This window comes from Collinsella aerofaciens, assembly GCF_040910245.1.
GTDB lineage: Bacteria > Actinomycetota > Coriobacteriia > Coriobacteriales > Coriobacteriaceae > Collinsella.
Genome location: NZ_JBDGAY010000011.1, coordinates 1 through 17,195 on the forward strand (window position 1 = coordinate 1; position 17,195 = coordinate 17,195).

At 57.4% G+C, this 17,195-nt stretch carries 16 protein-coding genes; 6 read left to right on the forward strand and 10 right to left on the reverse strand.

Going from position 1 to position 17,195, the window contains the following annotated elements; all coding sequences use genetic code 11:
• Positions 1–450: 450 nt before the first annotated feature.
• Together AB5Z20_RS05375 and AB5Z20_RS05380 are read right to left on the reverse strand one after the other, a co-directional pair.
• Positions 451–3,216, reverse strand: a complete 2,766-nt coding sequence (locus tag AB5Z20_RS05375; protein WP_368156582.1) for an FtsX-like permease family protein — start codon at positions 3,214–3,216, stop codon at positions 451–453.
• Positions 3,217–3,221: 5 nt separating this feature from the next.
• A complete protein-coding gene (locus AB5Z20_RS05380) occupies positions 3,222–3,923 on the reverse strand; it encodes an ABC transporter ATP-binding protein (RefSeq protein ID WP_368156584.1) in 702 nt (233 codons plus the stop codon).
• 270 nt (positions 3,924–4,193) lie between these two features.
• On the opposite strand from AB5Z20_RS05380, the gene AB5Z20_RS05385 reads away from it, so the two are divergent.
• The 3 genes from AB5Z20_RS05385 to AB5Z20_RS05395 all read left to right on the forward strand — a co-directional run bounded on the left by AB5Z20_RS05385 (position 4,194) and on the right by AB5Z20_RS05395 (position 5,566).
• A complete protein-coding gene (locus AB5Z20_RS05385; RefSeq protein WP_368156586.1) occupies positions 4,194–4,832 on the forward strand; it encodes a GyrI-like domain-containing protein in 639 nt (212 codons plus the stop codon).
• Positions 4,833–5,003: 171 nt separating this feature from the next.
• Positions 5,004–5,453 carry an Abi family protein gene (locus tag AB5Z20_RS05390; RefSeq protein ID WP_368146056.1) on the forward strand — a complete coding sequence of 150 codons (450 nt, stop codon included), beginning with the start codon at positions 5,004–5,006 and terminating at the stop codon, positions 5,451–5,453.
• On the forward strand, positions 5,372–5,566 hold the full coding sequence (locus tag AB5Z20_RS05395; RefSeq protein WP_195520693.1) for a chloride channel protein: 195 nt from the start codon (positions 5,372–5,374) through the stop codon (positions 5,564–5,566). Before AB5Z20_RS05390 ends, AB5Z20_RS05395 begins: the two co-directional genes overlap by 82 nt.
• Before the next feature lie 144 nt (positions 5,567–5,710).
• On the opposite strand, the gene AB5Z20_RS05400 is transcribed toward AB5Z20_RS05395, so the two are convergent.
• From AB5Z20_RS05400 to AB5Z20_RS05410, 3 genes are all read right to left on the reverse strand, one after another.
• On the reverse strand, positions 5,711–6,289 hold the full coding sequence (locus AB5Z20_RS05400) for a methylated-DNA--[protein]-cysteine S-methyltransferase (RefSeq protein ID WP_368156588.1): 579 nt from the start codon (positions 6,287–6,289) through the stop codon (positions 5,711–5,713).
• Positions 6,290–7,035: 746 nt separating this feature from the next.
• Positions 7,036–8,061, reverse strand: coding sequence for an aspartate-semialdehyde dehydrogenase (locus tag AB5Z20_RS05405; RefSeq protein WP_035137626.1), 1,026 nt, complete (start codon positions 8,059–8,061; stop codon positions 7,036–7,038).
• Between the two features lie 173 nt (positions 8,062–8,234).
• On the reverse strand, positions 8,235–9,623 hold the full coding sequence (locus AB5Z20_RS05410; protein WP_117798250.1) for an aspartate kinase: 1,389 nt from the start codon (positions 9,621–9,623) through the stop codon (positions 8,235–8,237).
• A 103-nt stretch (positions 9,624–9,726) separates the two neighbouring features.
• Here AB5Z20_RS05410 and thrC point away from each other — a divergent pair, with 103 nt between their 5' ends.
• Complete coding sequence (gene thrC, locus AB5Z20_RS05415) at positions 9,727–11,244, forward strand: threonine synthase (RefSeq protein WP_368156590.1); 1,518 nt, start codon at positions 9,727–9,729, stop codon at positions 11,242–11,244.
• A gap of 202 nt (positions 11,245–11,446) precedes the next feature.
• Entirely contained in the window at positions 11,447–12,328 is an 882-nt protein-coding gene (thrB, locus tag AB5Z20_RS05420; protein WP_368156592.1) for a homoserine kinase, read from the forward strand.
• 413 nt (positions 12,329–12,741) lie between these two features.
• Here the strand turns inward: thrB and AB5Z20_RS05425 are convergent, their stop codons facing one another.
• Entirely contained in the window at positions 12,742–13,005 is a 264-nt protein-coding gene (locus AB5Z20_RS05425) for a helix-turn-helix domain-containing protein (protein WP_368156594.1), read from the reverse strand.
• Positions 13,006–13,105: 100 nt separating this feature from the next.
• On the opposite strand from AB5Z20_RS05425, the gene AB5Z20_RS05430 reads away from it, so the two are divergent.
• Positions 13,106–14,119, forward strand: a complete 1,014-nt coding sequence (locus AB5Z20_RS05430) for a hypothetical protein (protein ID WP_368156596.1) — start codon at positions 13,106–13,108, stop codon at positions 14,117–14,119.
• 237 nt (positions 14,120–14,356) lie between these two features.
• Here AB5Z20_RS05430 and AB5Z20_RS05435 read toward each other — a convergent pair whose 3' ends face one another.
• The 4 genes from AB5Z20_RS05435 to mtnN all read right to left on the reverse strand — a co-directional run bounded on the left by AB5Z20_RS05435 (position 14,357) and on the right by mtnN (position 17,175).
• Positions 14,357–14,989 carry a helix-turn-helix transcriptional regulator gene (locus tag AB5Z20_RS05435; RefSeq protein WP_368156598.1) on the reverse strand — a complete coding sequence of 211 codons (633 nt, stop codon included), beginning with the start codon at positions 14,987–14,989 and terminating at the stop codon, positions 14,357–14,359.
• Positions 14,990–15,020: 31 nt separating this feature from the next.
• A complete protein-coding gene (locus tag AB5Z20_RS05440; protein WP_148346454.1) occupies positions 15,021–15,704 on the reverse strand; it encodes a DUF3990 domain-containing protein in 684 nt (227 codons plus the stop codon).
• A 101-nt stretch (positions 15,705–15,805) separates the two neighbouring features.
• Complete coding sequence (gene yihA / locus AB5Z20_RS05445; RefSeq protein ID WP_055252447.1) at positions 15,806–16,396, reverse strand: ribosome biogenesis GTP-binding protein YihA/YsxC; 591 nt, start codon at positions 16,394–16,396, stop codon at positions 15,806–15,808.
• A gap of 38 nt (positions 16,397–16,434) precedes the next feature.
• The gene (gene mtnN / locus AB5Z20_RS05450) at positions 16,435–17,175 is read right to left on the reverse strand and encodes a 5'-methylthioadenosine/S-adenosylhomocysteine nucleosidase (RefSeq protein ID WP_368156600.1); all 741 of its coding nucleotides are present in this window, start codon (positions 17,173–17,175) and stop codon (positions 16,435–16,437) included.
• Between the last annotated feature and the right edge of the window lie 20 nt (positions 17,176–17,195).

Below are 17,195 nucleotides of genomic sequence, written 5' to 3' on the forward strand. Positions count from 1 at the left end.
GCGGGGTCCTTCCGTCCTGCGGAAAGATTTGGGAGGCAAGCCCTGGGGCCTCCTGCGGCAACTAGGGAGGCCGAGGCTATTCGCCTTCTTGCTGCGGGTGCCTGGGGTAGGATGCGGCGTGCATTTTTGGGAGTATTCAGCAGCCGAGGGTGCCTGCATACTGGATTTTGGGCGAAAGGCAGGCACCATAGGCCGCGTTCTGTAAAAAATGACCAGCTCTTGAGGCATTGGGGGTCCAGGACCAGGGCATTCAGCGCGGTTTTGTGTACCCGTTCCCGCACCTGCGGACTCCGGGATGCTGAATACTCCGGAATTTGCACGGCGCCCCCTGGGGTACCTGTGGGCAAAAAGCAACCGCCCCGTCAAAGTATGCATTTGACGGGGCGGTTTATGCAAAAATGCTGTTGCGAGCGCGTCGGCAGCTCTCTATAACTTGAATCCCAGGACAGGCTACTCGGCGCTCTTGAGGGCGCCGACCATGTCGATCTTGTTGAGCGTTCGATTGGTGGCAAGGTTGACGATAAACGTAAAGGCAAAGGCCAGCAACACGGATAGCACGTAGCTCAGCGGCTCGACCTCAACATCAAAATACAGCGACGGCATCTGCAGGATGTACGTAAAACTCTCGGCCAGCAAGCCGCCTAGCGGTACGCCCAGTGCGGCGCCAATCGCCGTGAGGATCAACGTCTCCTTGTTGACGTAGTGGTGCACCTCGCCGCGACGGAAGCCCAACACCTTAATGGTCGCCAGCTCGCGCTCGCGCTCGGAGATATTCGTGTTGGACAGCGTAAACACCACCACAAACGACAGGCACGCCGCCATAAAGGTCACGAGCACCACGACAGAATTGATAATCGTAAAGTTCGCCTCATAGTTTTCCCAATGCTCGGCCGTACTCGAAATCGTAAGCCAACCGTCACTCTTAAGATTCTTGCTAAACGCAATCTGGTCGGCCGACGAACCCTTGAGCAGTGCAAAGATGCCGTTAAGACGCGCGCTTCGGCCGAACGTGCGCTCATAGGTGCCCTGCGTCATGTAAAGCGTGTTGCCCAGATAATTGAGCGAAATGTCGTTGACTTTGACCTTGGCGACGTTGAGCGACGAATCCTGGACGTGAGCCGTATCGCCCGGCTGAATCCCCAGCACCAGCTGTGAACTTTTGCTCAGATACACGTCTCCGTCACGCAAAGGCAGCGGTTCTTTGGACTCATCCTCCAGACGCACGTAATCGCCCAAGTCACTCGTGCGGTCATCGGGCACCACGATCAGCTGCACAGTCTCGCTCTTGCCGCCAAATGTAAAGGTGACGTTGTCGGTCATAATCGGCAGCGTCGAAGTCACGGTCACGTTGGAATCATTGGACGCGCTGCGCCCATCCAATGCCGCGCACGTCTGTGAAAAATCGTCGGGATTGGCGACCGCCAGCAGGTCGTAGCGCGTGATATGCCCGTACTGCTTGGGCGAAAGTGCCACCGACGTATCGCGGATGCCCATACCGCAGATCACAAGCGCCGTACAGCCCGCGATACCGAAGATGGTCATAAAGGCGCGCTTTTTGTAGCGGAATAGGTTGCGTGCAGCGACCTTGTTTAAGAAGCCCATGCGGCGCCAGATAAAGCCGATATGCTCGAGCAGAATGCGCGAGCCGGCGCGCGGGGCCTTGGGACGCATGAGCGAGGCTGGGGTCTCGGCCATCTCGTGGCGGCAGGCGATAATCGTAGCGCCCACCACGCCCACGGCAAACAGCGCCACCGACACGAGTGAAGACAAGATATCGTACGAAAGCAGCATCTGGGGCAGCGAGTACATGTCGTCGAACACCGTAAACAAGAACAGTGGCAGGCCCACAAAGCCGATGATGTTGCCGAGCACGCCGCCGATCAGACATGCCCGCAGCGCATAGTCCACGTATTTGGACAGGATGCGCTCGCGTGAATAGCCAAGCGCCTTGTACAGGCCAATAAGCGTGCGCTCCTCCTCGACCATGCGCGTGGCGGTGGTGAGGCTGATGAGCACGGCGACGATAAAGAAGATAAACGGGAACACCGTGGCGATGGCCTCAATTGACGAGCTATCGCTTTCCACGCTCGAGTAGCTTGCGATGTTACCGCGGTCCTGAATGTACCAAGTGCATTCACCCAGATTGGAAAGCTCGGCGCGGGCATCGGCGAATTGCTGATCGGCGGCGGCGCGGCGCTGGTCCAACTCGGCCTGAGCTTGGACGCGCTCCTCGCTGCCCTCGGCCATGCGGTTGATGCTATCCTGCTCAATCCCAAAGAGCATGGCGGCCTGGCGCTCAGCCGCATCCAAGCTTGCCGGCGTGTCAACCGTCAGCTCCTGGACGCGCGCCTTTTCACGCTCCTCGCGGATCTTCTCGATATTGCCCTTGACCTCATTGATCTTTGCCGTGTAGGCATCCGAATAGGAGTTGAGGCTCTTGGCTCCCTCGACGATCACGTGGACTGCGGAATAGGAAGAAGATGTCGCGGCATCCTCGCTCACATAGAACTTATAGTCCGCAGCCGAAGCAGCGCGAAAGGCGTTGACTGTCGAGTCGGAGCTCACGTCGGTGGGATCGAGGACCTCGGCCGTAATGGTGTAATCGCCCGCGGCAAACTGGTCCTTGGCACTTTGGTTCGACGAGCTCGCGTCATTGGCGGCAAAACTCACCGTATCGCCGAGCTTTTTGCCCGAAGCCTTCAGGAACTTCGAAGTCACCGCGACCTCATCGGCGCTCTCGGGCAAATCGCCGCTCACCAGCACCGGTTGATCGATATTCTCCTTGGAGAGACTTTGCACGACCACGCGCTCGCGCGTTGTGCCCACGGCGGTATAGGCGGTCTCGGTGTAGATGCCCTCGGCCGTCTCGACGCCGTCGACCTCTTGGATAGCCGCAAGATCGTCGCGCGTAAGGCCATAGGTCGACTGCACGTTAATGTCATAGACATTCTGCTGGTCAAAATAGGCGTCGACCGAATCGCACAAATCCTCGCAGCCCGCCTTAAGACCGCACATCACGCTCACGCCGAGCGCGGTGATCACGACGATAGACAAGAAGCGTTTGAGGCTGCCGCGAATCGTGCGGTAGACACCGCGGCGAAACACCGTCGGCACCATGTCGTTTGAGCTTTGGGCAGTGCGGTAGGTCGCGAACTCCCGGTCGCGGCCCGCGTGCTCCGTATCGTGGTTTTGGCTGTTTTGGCGATCTTGGTCCATGGGCGCTACCACTCGATCGTCTCGACCGGCACGGGATTTTGCTGGACCGTCTCGCTCTCCACGCGGCCGCTCTTAAAGCGGATCAGGCGATCGGCCATGGGCGCCAGCGCGGAGTTATGGGTGATGATAATGACCGTGATGCCCTGCTTGCGGCAGGTGTCCTGCAGCAACTGCAAAATCTGCTTGCCGGTTTTGTAGTCGAGTGCACCCGTGGGCTCGTCGCATAAAAGCAGCTTGGGGTTCTTGGCCAGCGCGCGGGCAATGGACACGCGCTGCTGCTCGCCGCCCGATAGCTGCGCGGGGAAGTTGGCGAGGCGCTCGCCCAGGCCAACCTGGCAAAGCGTTTGCTCGGCATCGAGTGAATCGGGGCAGATTTGCGCCGCGAGCTCGACGTTTTCGAGCGCCGTCAGGTTGGGGACCAGATTGTAGAACTGGAAGACAAAGCCGACGTCGGCGCGGCGGTATTCCACGAGCTGCGCCTCGTTGGCGGAGCTCACGTCGCGCCCGTCCACCGTCACGGTGCCGGAGGTTACCGTATCCATGCCGCCCAGGATGTTGAGCGCCGTGGTCTTGCCGGCACCCGAGGCGCCCAGGATAATGGCGAGCTCACCGCGCTCAACGGTAAAGCTCGCGCCGTCGAGCGCGTGAATGCGGGCATCGCCCTCGCCGTACGCCTTGATGACGTCTTTGAATTCGATATAAGCCATCGATTAATTCCCATCTGGTCGGATAACTCTTTAGTATTACCCATTTCACGCCGACCAAAAAGGGACAGGTTCATTTTGGCAGGTTTTATATGGGGAAACGGGGAGCGCAGGCAAGCGCCGGGAAGGCAGAGAAATCATCGACGGGGTCAGGCCGACCGCCAAACACAACGCACGCATCTCTATCTGTCAGCAAAATCATTCGAACAGCTGTTCGTTTCTATGATATGATTCCGTTATCTACGCAGGCCAATACGCAGAAAGGCGGCCAACATGGCGTTCGACTTTAAGAAGGAATGCAAGGAGCTCTACAAACCTGCAAGCAAGCCGAGTATCGTAACTGTTCCGCCTATGAGCTACGTTGCCGTTCGCGGAAAGGGCGACCCAAATACCGAAGGTGGCGAGTATCAAAACGCCCTGCCGCTGCTTTACGGCATCGCCTATACCGTCAAGATGTCGAAGAAAGGCTCAAGGAGTATCAAGGGCTATTTCGACTTTGTGGTACCGCCGCTCGAGGGTTTCTGGTGGCAAGACTCCCCGAGCGGCGACATCGATTATGTACGCAAGGACGATTTCAACTTTATCTCGTGCATTCGCCTGCCCGATTTCGTCACCCGAGATGACTTTGACTGGGCAGTCGCGGAAGCCACGACCAAAAAGAAACTTAACTTTTCTGCCGTCGAGCTGCTTAAAGTTGACGAGGGCCTCTGCGTTCAATGCATGCACACCGGGCCCTACGACAACGAACCGGCGACCGTAGGCGCTATGAATGAATACACGACCGAGCAGGGCTATGTCCCCGACTTCTCAGACACCCGTTTCCATCACGAAATCTATCTCTCCGATCCACGCAAATGTGCACCGGAGAAACTTAAGACTGTGGTTCGTCATCCTATCAAGCGCGCTGAATAGCGTGGAGCGTCATCTCACGCGCTAGGTTTTAAGCCAGCCAACCAGCCGCCTCCTAGGCCGTCCGGTAATTATCTTGACGCGGCCCGTCGCATCTTATAAGTTTGTTTTGCTAAAGCTGGAAAGCCTCTCAACGATGCGCAACTCCAGCTCTTTTTCTATCAAGAGGCTTAAATGAAATACCGGAAGTCGCGGATATCCATCAACGAACAAATAGCACTATTGACAGAATACAGGGGTCTTAAGTGCTCTGATCAAAGCGAACTCGAGCGAGCTTTGGTCGAAGTCGGCCACTACAGACTGTCGGCCTACTGGTTTCCCTACAAAACCAAATGCAAGTCCGGGATTACCATCTTTCGCGAAGGCACAACATTCGAAACCATCATCTACACGTATGAATTTGACCGAGCCCTCCGGCAGTTAATGTTTGATGCGGTCGGCAGAATTGAGATCTACCTCAGAAGCAGAATTGCCTATCTTGCCTCTGAGGAACGCGGGCCTTTCTGTTACCCAGATGTCGCCATAACGAGGCTCAACTCGGCATGTCCATCGCGCTTTGCGCCGCGCTGGGCTACGCAGCCGTCTTTGGCAGCGCCACCAATACGCTGCTCGCACCCATCCTGATTGGCTGCGAAGTCTTCGGTTTCGGTAATCTGCCGGCATTCTTCATCGTCTGCGTCGCGGCTTACCTGTTCAACATGGATAAGTCGATCTATGCCCTGCAGAAGCGGGCGTAGAAAGATGTCCAAGCAAGTGGTCTCAACCGGAAACGGCATCCCACTCTAAGGCTGTATTCCGGGACACGGTTTCCGTTTGGGACGCCATTCGGAAAGCGCATCCCGTTCTTTCACGGCGTCTTGGCTATGCAAAGTGCTCGAACGTTATTCCTCGTACGCGCCCTCGAGCCGAAGCAGCCACTCCTTGCGGTCAAGCCCGCCGGCATATCCGTTAAGCGAGCCGTCGGCGGCAACCACGCGATGGCACGGCACAATGATCGAAATAGGATTCCGCGCGACCGCGGCCCCCACGGCACGGGGAGACACAACAGGTGCTTCGTTTCCCGGTACACGATGTCGAGCCGCAACACGCTGGGCGATCTTACCATACGTAGCGACCTCGCCATGCGGGATAGAAAGTAGCTCAAACCAAACCTCGCGCTGAAACGCCGTACCAATCATATGCAACGGAGGCGTAAACCGAGGTTCCTGCCCTGCAAAATAAGCATTCAGCCAAGCCCAAGAACGCTCAAGCACCGAAGAAGCCGCGCCATTTGCCGGACTCACCGACGACATCCCACCGGTACCAGAAACCGCATCGGCACCTACGACATACTCCGCATCCTCTTTGAGCAGCGTAGAGCCAAAGTGCTCCTGACCCTCAAACCAAAGCCCCGTCAAACCGCGGCCATCAGCGGCAAGCAAGATTTCGCCCAAAGGCGAAGCAAACGTCGTCGTGACCACCAGCGGCTCCTTTCAAAACTCCGCACCATAATACCGCGAATTGTGCAGACAACCTGTCAGATACACCTGGGCAGGCTCGTGATTATTTAAGCGAGGCCGCTTTCCCCAATCAAACGAAGAAGACGCAGGGCTTCGACGCCAGAGCGGTACCTCTATCAGCTGAGCTCTAATACTTTCCCGAGAAGTGAACGAGTAAAAACGAAGCCCCGGAGCATCCACACCTTTAAACCATAAAACCGCAGGATTCGCGCAGCAAAACCGCAGGAAATAGCGGTCAAAAAATGCCAATGCTGCGGGGGTCCAAATAAGGTCGTTCACTTCTCGGCAAAGTATTAGACCCCGATTCACCCCAACCCCAAAGTCGCCCCAGGCAGCAGGCGCGACAGCGCCGCGGCTGCCGTCACGGCCCCGCAGCCACCCCAGGCAGCAGGCGCAACGCGCCGCAGCTGCCGGCCGCGCCCCACAGTCCCCCAAGGCGGCAGGCGCGAAGCGCCGAGGCCGCCGCCGGGACCAGGGCCCGCAACAACCACGCGCCCCCACATCAGCCCAGCGGCCCCGACCAACAACGGCCCCATCGCAGACCGCTCACAGCAGCGTCACCGCAGGCAGGGGCCGGGCTTAGTTTTCAGAACACTCCGCAGACCAGTGTGGCGCCTTGTCCGCGGCTCCGAAGGAGCAGGACAAGGCGCCACACATGGTCGAGGACGTTCTGAAAACCAAGCCCGGCCACCGCCGGACAGGTCACACTACTCGCAGAGCAGCTTAGCGATCTGGACGGCGTTGGTTGCCGCGCCCTTACGGATTTGGTCGCCGCAGCACCAGAAGGTGATGCCGCGCGCAGCCTCGGGGTTCGAGATGTCGCGGCGCACGCGGCCGACCCAAATCAGGTCCTGGTCGGAGGTGTCCATCGGCATGGGGAAGCGGTCGTGTGCATCCTCGGCAGCCATATCGTCAACCAGCTTGACGCCGGGAGCAGCAGCCAGCGCAGCACGAGCCTCCTCAACCGTTATATCGCGCTCGAACTCGAGCGTAATGCTCTCGGAGTGCGAGCGCAGCACAGGCACGCGCACGCAGGTGCAGTTCACGCGCAGCTCGGGCAGGTGCATGATCTTACGGCCCTCGTTTTGTAGCTTCATCTCCTCAGAGGTAAAGCCCTCCTCCTTGACGCCGCCAATCTGCGGAATCAGGTTGCTCGCCAGCTGGGCGGCAAATGCGCGCGGCTCGGGAATCTCCTCGCCACGGCCCAGGGCAGCAAGCTGCGCTTCGAGCTCGGCCATACCGGGAGCACCGGCACCAGAAGCCGCCTGATACGTCGAGACGATCATGCGCTTCACGCCGGCAAGCTGATGCAGCGGCCACGTGGGAACCAGGCCGATGATGGTCGCGCAGTTGGGGTTGGCGATAAGGCCGTGATGCCACTTGATGTCGTCGGCATTGATCTCGGGCACGACCAGCGGCACCTCGGGATCCATGCGGAAGGCATGGCTGTTGTCGACCACGACGGCGCCGCGCTTGACGGCCTCGGGCAGCAGCTCCTTGGCGATATCGTCGCCGGCAGCGCCGAGTACGATGTCGCAGCCCTCAAAGGCCTCGGGGCAAGCCTCTTCAATCACAACCTGCTCGCCGCGGAACTCAACGGTCTTGCCCGCGGAGCGTGCACTCGCCAGCAGCTTGAGCTTACCGACCGGGAACTCCTGCTCGTTGAGGCACTCGAGCATCTGGGTGCCCACGGCTCCCGTCGCGCCCAAAATAGCAACCGTGTACTGTTTCATGCTTCCCCCTTTAAAGGTTGTGGCTTTTGCCCGCACGCCGAGCAGGCCAATTATTGTTGCCAGTGTATACAAGAACGGGGCGGGCACGAAACCCGCCCCGTCGAAACGAAACCGAAACGAAACGCCCCGCCGTAGATTTTTGAAACATGACCCAAAAATCTACCGAGCAGTCGCTACTTTTTGAGCGCAGCCAGAGCGGGATCGACCGGCGCAGGAGCCTCCAGATCGGAGACCTTCACAATGCCGTTTTCGTCGGAGAAGGCACGGTAAATGGTCCGAATCGCCAGGTCGAAGTCCTTCTCCTCGACACCGATAATGATGTTGATCTCGTCGCAGCTCTGCGAAATCATACGCACGCTCACGCCGGCCTGGCCAAGCATACCAAACAGATGGCCCGAGATACCTGCGCGGCCGCGCAGGTTACGGCCGACGGTAGCGATGAGCGCCAGGCCCTCGACAACCTCGATCTCGAGCGGCTCGACCTCCTGCTGGATGTCGCCCACGAGTGAGTACAGCGAATCGTGAACGTCCTGCTCCTGCACCACGGCGCCAAAGCGGTCGACGCCGGTGGGCATGTGCTCGACGGAAACGTCATAGCGCTCAAAGACCGAAAGCGCGCGGCGCATAAAGCCGACACGGGGCTTGGTGCGGTCGCGGGCGACGTTGATGGCGACAAAACCGCGCTTGCCGGTCACGCCGGTAATGATGGGCTCTGCCTCGCCCTCGTCAGCCGTCTCGCTAATGATGGTGCCGGGGTCCTGCGGCGCATTGGTGTTCTTGATGACCAGCGGAATACCAGCCTCGCGCACGGGGAACACGGCCTCCTCGTGCAGGACGCTCGCACCCATGTACGAAAGCTCGCGCAGCTCCTCGTAGGTAACGCGCGCAATGGGCTGAGCCTCGGGAACAATACGCGGATCGGCAGAATAGAAGCCCGAGACGTCGGTCCAGTTCTCGTACAGGTCGGCGCCCAGGCACTTGGCCAGGATCGAGCCCGAGATATCGCCGCCGCCACGGTCGAGCAGCTTGATCTGGCCCTCTCGCGTCGCGCCGTAGAAACCGGGCATAACAAAGCCGCCCTGCTGGCCGTACTCCTGCACCAGCTCGGAGGTGCGATTCATGCTGAGCGTACCGTCGTGATGGAACGCCACAACCGTCGCGGCGTCCAGGAACGGCAGGCCCAGGTACTCGGCCATCAAGCGAGCGGTGAAGTACTCGCCGCGGCTCACGAGCTCCTCGGTAGAGTAACCGCCCGAGCGGGCGCGCTCGGCAAAGGCCGCGAACTCCTCGCGGATGGGATAGGTGAGCTCCAGCTCGTCAGCGATATCAAAATAGCGCTGGCCAATGTCCTCGAGCAGTTCCTCGCACGACACGTGATACTTAACGTGCGCGTTAACCAGGTAGAGCAGGTCGGTCACCTTGGTGTCGCCCTTAAAGCGGCGGCCGCAGGCGGAAACCACCACAAAACGGCGGGCAGGGTCGGCATCGACGATGGCCTTGATCTTCTTGAAGTGTTCGGCGTCGGCGACCGACGAGCCGCCAAACTTGGCAATCTTAATCATGGGCTTGAGGTTACCTTTCTAAAAGCCTCTGCAAACCTGTTTTGCGCGCTCTGATACCATGGTTTCACCGATTGGGTCCAAGGCATCCGAGGAGCAGTGTTATATGGGAACTTATCATAGTACACGAGGACGCACTTTATCGTGCTCAAGTAAGGTGGCAATCCGCACCGGCATCGCTCCCGACGGGGGTTTGTTTGTCTCGGACGAGCTCGGCACCCAGCAGGTCGATATCAGCTCGCTTGCAGATAAATCGTACTTTGAAATCGCTCAAGATGTGTTGGGAATGTTACTGAATGATTACACGGCCGAAGAAATTTCGGCGTGTGTCGACGAGGCATACCGCGGCACGTTCGCGAGTGAGGAGGTTACGCCGCTCGTCAAACTCGACGCTGCGCCGGGCGCTGACGCCCCTCAGACCTATGTGATGGAGCTCTTTGGCGGCCCCACAAGCGCCTTCAAGGACGTCGCCCTGCAGATGCTCCCCCGTCTGATGGCCCGCACTTCCGCCAAGGACGGCGGCGCCGAGCGCATCATGATCGTCACCGCCACGTCGGGCGACACCGGCAAGGCCGCGCTCGCCGGTTTTGCCGACGCGCCGGGCACGGGCATCACCGTCTTTTATCCCGAGGGCAAAGTCAGCCGCGTGCAGAATCTGCAGATGTCCACGCAGGGGGGCGACAACGTCGCCGTCTGCGGCATCCGCGGCAACTTTGACGACGCCCAGAGCGCCGTTAAGCGCATCTTTGCCGATAAGGAGCTTGCCGAGCGCCTGGAGGCCGCCGGCACGGTGCTTTCGAGCGCCAACTCCATCAATGTCGGCCGTCTGGTACCGCAGGTCGTCTACTACTTTGCCGCCTATGCGCAGCTGTTGCGCGCCGGCGCCATCGAGGCCGGCGACGCCGTGGAGTTCTGTGTGCCCACCGGCAACTTTGGCGATATCCTGGCCGGCTACTATGCCAAGCGCATGGGTCTGCCCGTCGCCAAGCTCGTCGTGGCGAGCGACAAGAACAACGTGCTTGCCGACTTCCTGACCACCGGCGTTTACGACCGTAACCGCCCGTTCTTCACAACCATCTCGCCGTCGATGGACATCCTCATCAGCTCCAACCTGGAGCGCATGCTGTACTTCCTGTCCGATGGCGACTGCGAGCTCGTTGCCGGCCTTATGGAGCAGCTGGCGCAGACGGGTCGCTACGAGGTGCCCGCCGAGCTGCTGGACAAGATCCAGAGCGTGTTTGGCTGCGGCTGGGCCAGCGAGGACGAGGTCCGCACCGCCATCAAGAGCTGCTGGGACGCCAACGACTACGTGATCGACCCGCACACCGCTTGCGGCTATCACGTCTTTGAAAAGGTCGCTCCTGCCGAGGGTGCCAAGGCCCGCGTGCTGCTTTCGACCGCCAGCCCCTACAAGTTCCCGCGCGCCTGCTGCGACGCCCTGGGCCTCGACGTTCCCGAGGATGATTTTGAGGCTATGCGTGTGCTCGAGCAGGCCACCAACACGGTCGCCCCGACCCAGCTCGCCGAACTCGAATCCAAGCCCGTCCGCTTCGAAGACGTCTGCGACGTCGATGAGATGGCAAGCTACGTCGAGTCCGCAGCAAAAAAGATGGCTACCAACTAAAACCCCTTATAAGGCGCCGGCGAAAGCCGGCGCACCTTCTTTTTATTTAGCTTTCGGGATGATGACGAGCATGCGAGCGGGTCTGGCCGTTTAGTTCGTCGCGAGTTCCGCACGAGCCGGAAAGCACTTAATGTGCTTTCCGAGCGAGCCAGGACTGCCCGAGCAGCGAACTAAACGGCCAGACCCGCCCAGGAGGACCCACATGATCAAAATCACCGTCCCAGCAACCAGCGCCAACCTAGGCATTGGCTACGACACCCTCGGCATGGCCGTTAGCCTCTACTCGCACTTCACCTTCGAGCGCGCCGACAAGCTCACCATCACGGGCTGCCCCGAGGAGTTCCAAAACGAGAATAACCTGGTCTATGTGAGCTTTGTCGATGCTCTGGCCGCCTGGGGCGAGCCGGCCTTCCCCGTCGCTATCGACATTCAGACCGACGTGCCCGTCGCCCGTGGCCTGGGTTCCAGCTCCACCTGCGTCGTCGCCGGCATTATGGCCGCCGCCGCACTGACAGGCCACACCGTCGACCGCGCTGAGCTCGTCCGCATTGCCACCGAGGTCGAGGGCCATCCCGATAACGTCGCCCCCGCTATCCTGGGCGGCGCCGTCTGCTCCTTTACGCCGACCGATTCGCTCCCCCAGTGTCTGCGCTACGAGGTGAGCGATCGCTTGCGTTTTATTACCGTGATTCCACCTTACGAGGTGCACACGAGTGAGGCGCGCAAGGTCGTGCCACAGGAGATTCCGCTCTCCACCGCCGTGTGGCAGATGGGCCGCATCGCGGGCATGACGCGCGGCCTGGAGACCGGCGACCTTGACCTGATTGCCGCCGCCAACGACGACCGCATCCAGGAGCCCTATCGCCGCCGCCTCATCCCCGACTACAACGCAGTGCGCGACACCTGCCTTAACGGCGGCGCTAAGACCATCTGGATCAGTGGCTCCGGCTCGACTCTCATGGCCGTGACTGACGACACCATCGTGGCAAAGTTCCTACAGGTCAAGCTGCGTGAGCAGTTCCCCAAGTGTGATACGTATATTCTGACGTGCGACACGGAAGGCGCCCAGATCGAATACCTGTAGCGCCCTGCCTCATTGCTCTCACCGGCCCCCTTGGGGCTTCCCCTGAAAACGTCCTCGATCATGAATTGCCCCGTCGTGCGCTTCGCGCGACGGGGCAATTCGATCTGCGGATTGTTTTCAGGGGAAGCCCCAAGGGGACCTGCGCAGCCTCGACAGGATAGTCGCATTCACTTTTAATATTGCGTTCCTTCGGAGTAACGGACAAGGAGCCTTCACGATACGGAAAGATTTGGGGGCAAAGCCTCTGGCCTCCCCTACGTTAACTTCACTGGCGGCGGCCACAGGGACCTACGCTCTGGAAAGTCGCCGGGCTGATTTTTTAGCTTCTATTTGATAAAGGCGCACTTCCCAGCATCTCATTCGCCCTATAGCTCTGTTTTAATTTCTAATTGATGATCGATGCGTGGCGTCATCTAATTATCTTCGCTACTCAAAACAGCCCCAAGTTTACGTACTAGCGTCTCAACAGTAATTCCGAGTGCATCCGCATAGACAAACTGCTCATAAACCCTAAGGCTGCGTTCCCCGGTCTCGACCTTTGAGATGAACGACTGAGGTACCCCCAGTTTCTTTGCGAGTTCAACCTGAGTGATACCTTGCTCCCGACGAATCTGGGAAAGGCATTTTCCGCATGTCCTGTTAGCATCAACGTTCATGCCGTTTACGCTATATTCCATTTTGATATATCCCAAACTGGGATATATTTATGTCACCAGCCATTCCGCTTATCAAAAATGCCCATTGCAGATTCATAGCTAGGAAGGAGCCTCGATAAACATGAATGACGAGATGAAGGAGCCCGACGAGGAAAAGGCACTCAGTGAGTCCGACGAACGGAAGCCAGATTTCAAAGCCGAGCAGTTTTCTGATGGTGCTAGCGACACCCCCTCCTCTGAAATTCCGCCATCAAACGAAGATGACGGCGCACGCAAAAATGAAGAAAACGACTCACTTCTAACGCGGGCCATTCATAAATTAGGCAATAAAAAACGAGCGGCAATCGCAGCTGCCGTGGCAGCTGTCATCATCTTCAGTTTGCCCATGATGTTTCCTCAGTTGTTTTGCACTCACAAGCTATGGGCCAATGCAACCTGTACAAGCCCTCGCACATGTAAAAGTTGCGGCAAAACCGAGGGGGAACCGCTTGGACACGAATGGGAAGAAGCAACGTGCACGGTTCCGAAGACCTGTCAACGCTGCGGTAAAACCGAGGGGGAACCCCTTGGGCATCAACCGGGCTCGTGGACTACCGAAGTTGACTACGTGGACGCCACCTCAAAGGAAATACGAGAATGCGAAAAATGCGGAGAGGTCGTTGACACCCGCAACGAGAAGGAAATCACATCTTTTCTTGGCGACGGAAAGTTTTCAATTTCCCCAAAAGGCTTTATTGATCGACTTAACGAGGAATTCTCCGATATCCCCAATTGCAGCAGCATGAATGCGGATTACGAACTAGACGATAGCGGCATGGGGCTCGAACTTCAGATCAAAAACGGTTCAAAGATTGCCGGTATTGGAGGCTTCTTTTCGGACTCGAGTAACCCGGTGCTACTCAGCTATCTTGGATCCGAAAACTGCTTCAAAAACATAGTCATGTACTTCGAAAACTCCGACTATGCCGCGGCGACAGCATTGGCAACTATACAAGCAATCGATCCAACACTTTCGTTTTCAGACGCCAAGGAAGTTGGTGCTGCCTGCGTAGATACGCCAACTGTCAAAAATGGAATTACGTATGCAATCGTAGCTTCGAATGGAGAGTACTGGCTAAGCGCTCGAATTGAATAATTTTCTTTGATTACTAAATTCAGACGCCTCTTACTCGCGATATATTAAAACTCAACCCCTGGCAGCATCGTCAATCGAAAATTGCCCCGCCGAGCACTTTAGCTTGGCGGGGCATTTCAATATAAAAGCGGATTTAAATATCAACAAGGCCTGCACGCTCCAACGAGACAGCCGGCTTCGCTGCTCAAATTGCCCTTGGTGAACCACAAGTTGAGCAATCAGTGGCCAGAATCCCCTTTAGGCGGCGCTTGTTTCTTTGTATTCGAAGACTGGTTCTAGGAGGTCTTCGATGTTACAGTGGAGGGCTTTTGCTATAGCTCTTACGGTTGTTACCGAGGCTTCGTTGATGTTTCTCTGGCGCTGTTCGTACATTTGGATTGAGCGGAGCGATACGCCTGATTCGTATGCCAGGTCTTGTTGGGTTTTCTTAAGCTTCTTTCTTGCTAACGCAAGTTTTGTTTGCCTGGACGCTTTCTTCGCCATATCGCAGACGAGGCGAGCCACACGTTCCTCCGAGGCTTCGTGCCAGGGGTAGTACAGACTGCGTAGCACATCAAATGGAACGACATGCAGCAAATCTTCGAAAGACTCTCCTAGGCGCCACTGAAGATATGCCAATATCCAGCCTGCCCAATATTCCGGTGTCTTTTCGAATCGGTAGGTTCGATTTGGCATCGGCCTTGATTGATAGCCCGACCTTTCGGCGATAAGCGCGAACAGCTCAACGCCCGATTTTCCCGACACTACCCATGCGTTGCCGCGTTCGAACTCGCGAGCTACGCCGCTCAGGCAAAAGAGTTCAGCAACTTCCGATCCTTCTGCTCCATAATCGTTAACGGCATAGTCAAAGCAGTCGCCGAGATTGTTCATTGCATCCTCGAGATAGTAGACGGGGTATGTTCTACTCGGCCCACAATCCGTTAACTCTTGGATCATTTAAATCAACCCTCCCTGCCATTAAATCCCTAATGTAGACACCCTCAGAGTCGAATCCATTCACAGTTTCCAAGTACTTGCGCCGCGCGTTCTGCTCTCGCTTAAAGCGCTTGGGATAATACTCAGATCCCAACGCCTGCTTCCATTCGCAGAATCTGATTGCTGAGAACGCACGCTCACTCATAAGCGCATATTGAATGCCCAAATCCCCCAAAAACATAATGCGCTGCAATTGCCTGAGCGAAATCATGCCGTTGACAAACTGTCTTGCAAACGAGAAATAGGAATCGTCGGCGCGATAGCCTCGAATAACGTCATAGGGAGAAATATCAATCAGGCAGTTATCCAGCAGATAACGAAGTCCTTCGCGCGCTAGCGGTGTCGAAACATTGAACTCCCTATTGTTAGCCAAAATCGCAAGCCAATTGAGGATTGAAAACTCCCCGGACTCCAAATCCAAGACCGCGAGACCATCAATATCGAGCTCATATCGATTCGCGATACCATCGGACTCGGTCCGACATGCCCACTCCATTGCCATTTCCTCATGTGGCGTGCAATAAAACCCACACCCATAGTCATTGAATTGTCTGCATTTATCCAACGACGGATGCTCGACAACAACCTCCGACCCGTGCCAAAGCTCCATATCGACCTCCAAACAAAAATATCACCCCAGTGATAGTGTAGCAATAACTATCACTGGGGTGATATAGATAGATGCAAACTATTGCCTGCCAAGAGCCCTTATTAGAGGCAAGCCTCGGCGATGCGGCGCTTGAGTTCATCGATGCCGGTACCGGTCTGGGAGCTTGTGATGATCACGTTCTCGGCCGGGACGTTGAGCTGCTTTTTGATGGCTGCTGCCTGGCGGGCCTGCTGGGTGCGGCTGAGTTTGTCTGCCTTGGTGAGGCAGACAATAAAGTTGAACTCGTTGCCCTGCAGGTAGTCGATCATGTCATGGTCGAGTTTGCTCGGGTCGTGACGAATATCCACCAGCGACACGACCAGGTTAAAGCTGCGCTCCGAGTCGAAGAAGTCGCCGATAAGTTCTGCCCAACGGTCACGCTCGGCCTTGGAACGACGGGCGAAACCATAGCCCGGCAGGTCAACGAAGTGCACGTCATCGGCCTCAAAGAAGTTGATGTTGCTCGTCTTGCCCGGCGTGCTCGAAACCTTGACGAGATTCTTGCGGCCAAAAAGCTTGTTCATGATCGACGACTTGCCCACGTTGGAGCGGCCGACGAAGCTCACCTCGGGGCAGGTGGACTCGGGAATCTGCGAAACCTTGCCATAGCTGGCAACGAACTTGGCAAGCTGGTAGTTAATGGAATCGGCCATGGACACTCCTTGGTCGTAGGTTCTTACAAAAGAGCGCGCTAATAGGTAGCAGCGATACGGCGAACGATATCGAGCGTAATGCCACTCGCGGTACGAGCATACTCGAACAGATCGAACTCGCGGTCGCAAATCGCATCATACGCCTCGTCACAATTATCGCTGATAGCACGCAGCACCAGGCAATCGACACCATTTTTGGTTGCGACATGGGCAATTGCCGCGCCCTCCATGCCGACACAATCGGCATGCGTCGCCTCGATGGCATCATTGCGCATAGCGGCGCCCGTCACAAAGCGGTTACCCGTGGCAATCGTGCCGACCAGGAACTGCTTTGCGCCCTCGTTCGAAGCGGTCGCATTTGTCGAAGCATCAACAAAGCCACGCTCAGAAAGCACATCGGCGGCAATATCGACCAGCGCAGGCGTCGAGACAAACTCCTCGAGCCCCGGTGCAGACTCGGCGATAAGCGCGGTATCGGTATCTAGATAGCGCAGGCATTTGCCAATGACGACATCGTCGATATGGAGCTTGGGATTCAGGCCACCTGCGATACCAGAAAACACAACTGCCTGTGGAGCATACTTGCTAATGAGGTGCTGTGTTGCGGCGGCAGCGTTTACCGTGCCCATACCCGCCGTCGTGGCGACAATCGACAGGCCGTCGAGCCCGCCGGTCACAACGTTCAAGCCCGCCTCCTGTACCATGCAAACGTTGCTCAACTCTTCCTTAATCTGCATGATCTCTTTTTCGAGCGCACCGATAATCGCGATGGTAGCCATGCCATTCCCCAAACCTATAC

Coding starts and splice junctions, on each gene's coding strand:
- AB5Z20_RS05375 (WP_368156582.1), bottom strand. CDS start 3,216: ATGGACCAAGATCGCCAAAACAGCCAAAACCACGATACGGAGCACGCG.
- AB5Z20_RS05380 (WP_368156584.1), bottom strand. CDS start 3,923: ATGGCTTATATCGAATTCAAAGACGTCATCAAGGCGTACGGCGAGGGC.
- AB5Z20_RS05385 (WP_368156586.1), top strand. CDS start 4,194: ATGGCGTTCGACTTTAAGAAGGAATGCAAGGAGCTCTACAAACCTGCA.
- AB5Z20_RS05390 (WP_368146056.1), top strand. CDS start 5,004: ATGAAATACCGGAAGTCGCGGATATCCATCAACGAACAAATAGCACTA.
- AB5Z20_RS05395 (WP_195520693.1), top strand. CDS start 5,372: ATGTCCATCGCGCTTTGCGCCGCGCTGGGCTACGCAGCCGTCTTTGGC.
- AB5Z20_RS05405 (WP_035137626.1), bottom strand. CDS start 8,061: ATGAAACAGTACACGGTTGCTATTTTGGGCGCGACGGGAGCCGTGGGC.
- AB5Z20_RS05410 (WP_117798250.1), bottom strand. CDS start 9,623: ATGATTAAGATTGCCAAGTTTGGCGGCTCGTCGGTCGCCGACGCCGAA.
- thrC (WP_368156590.1), top strand. CDS start 9,727: ATGGGAACTTATCATAGTACACGAGGACGCACTTTATCGTGCTCAAGT.
- thrB (WP_368156592.1), top strand. CDS start 11,447: ATGATCAAAATCACCGTCCCAGCAACCAGCGCCAACCTAGGCATTGGC.
- AB5Z20_RS05425 (WP_368156594.1), bottom strand. CDS start 13,005: ATGGAATATAGCGTAAACGGCATGAACGTTGATGCTAACAGGACATGC.
- AB5Z20_RS05430 (WP_368156596.1), top strand. CDS start 13,106: ATGAATGACGAGATGAAGGAGCCCGACGAGGAAAAGGCACTCAGTGAG.
- AB5Z20_RS05435 (WP_368156598.1), bottom strand. CDS start 14,989: ATGAACAATCTCGGCGACTGCTTTGACTATGCCGTTAACGATTATGGA.
- AB5Z20_RS05440 (WP_148346454.1), bottom strand. CDS start 15,704: ATGGAGCTTTGGCACGGGTCGGAGGTTGTTGTCGAGCATCCGTCGTTG.
- yihA (WP_055252447.1), bottom strand. CDS start 16,396: ATGGCCGATTCCATTAACTACCAGCTTGCCAAGTTCGTTGCCAGCTAT.
- mtnN (WP_368156600.1), bottom strand. CDS start 17,175: ATGGCTACCATCGCGATTATCGGTGCGCTCGAAAAAGAGATCATGCAG.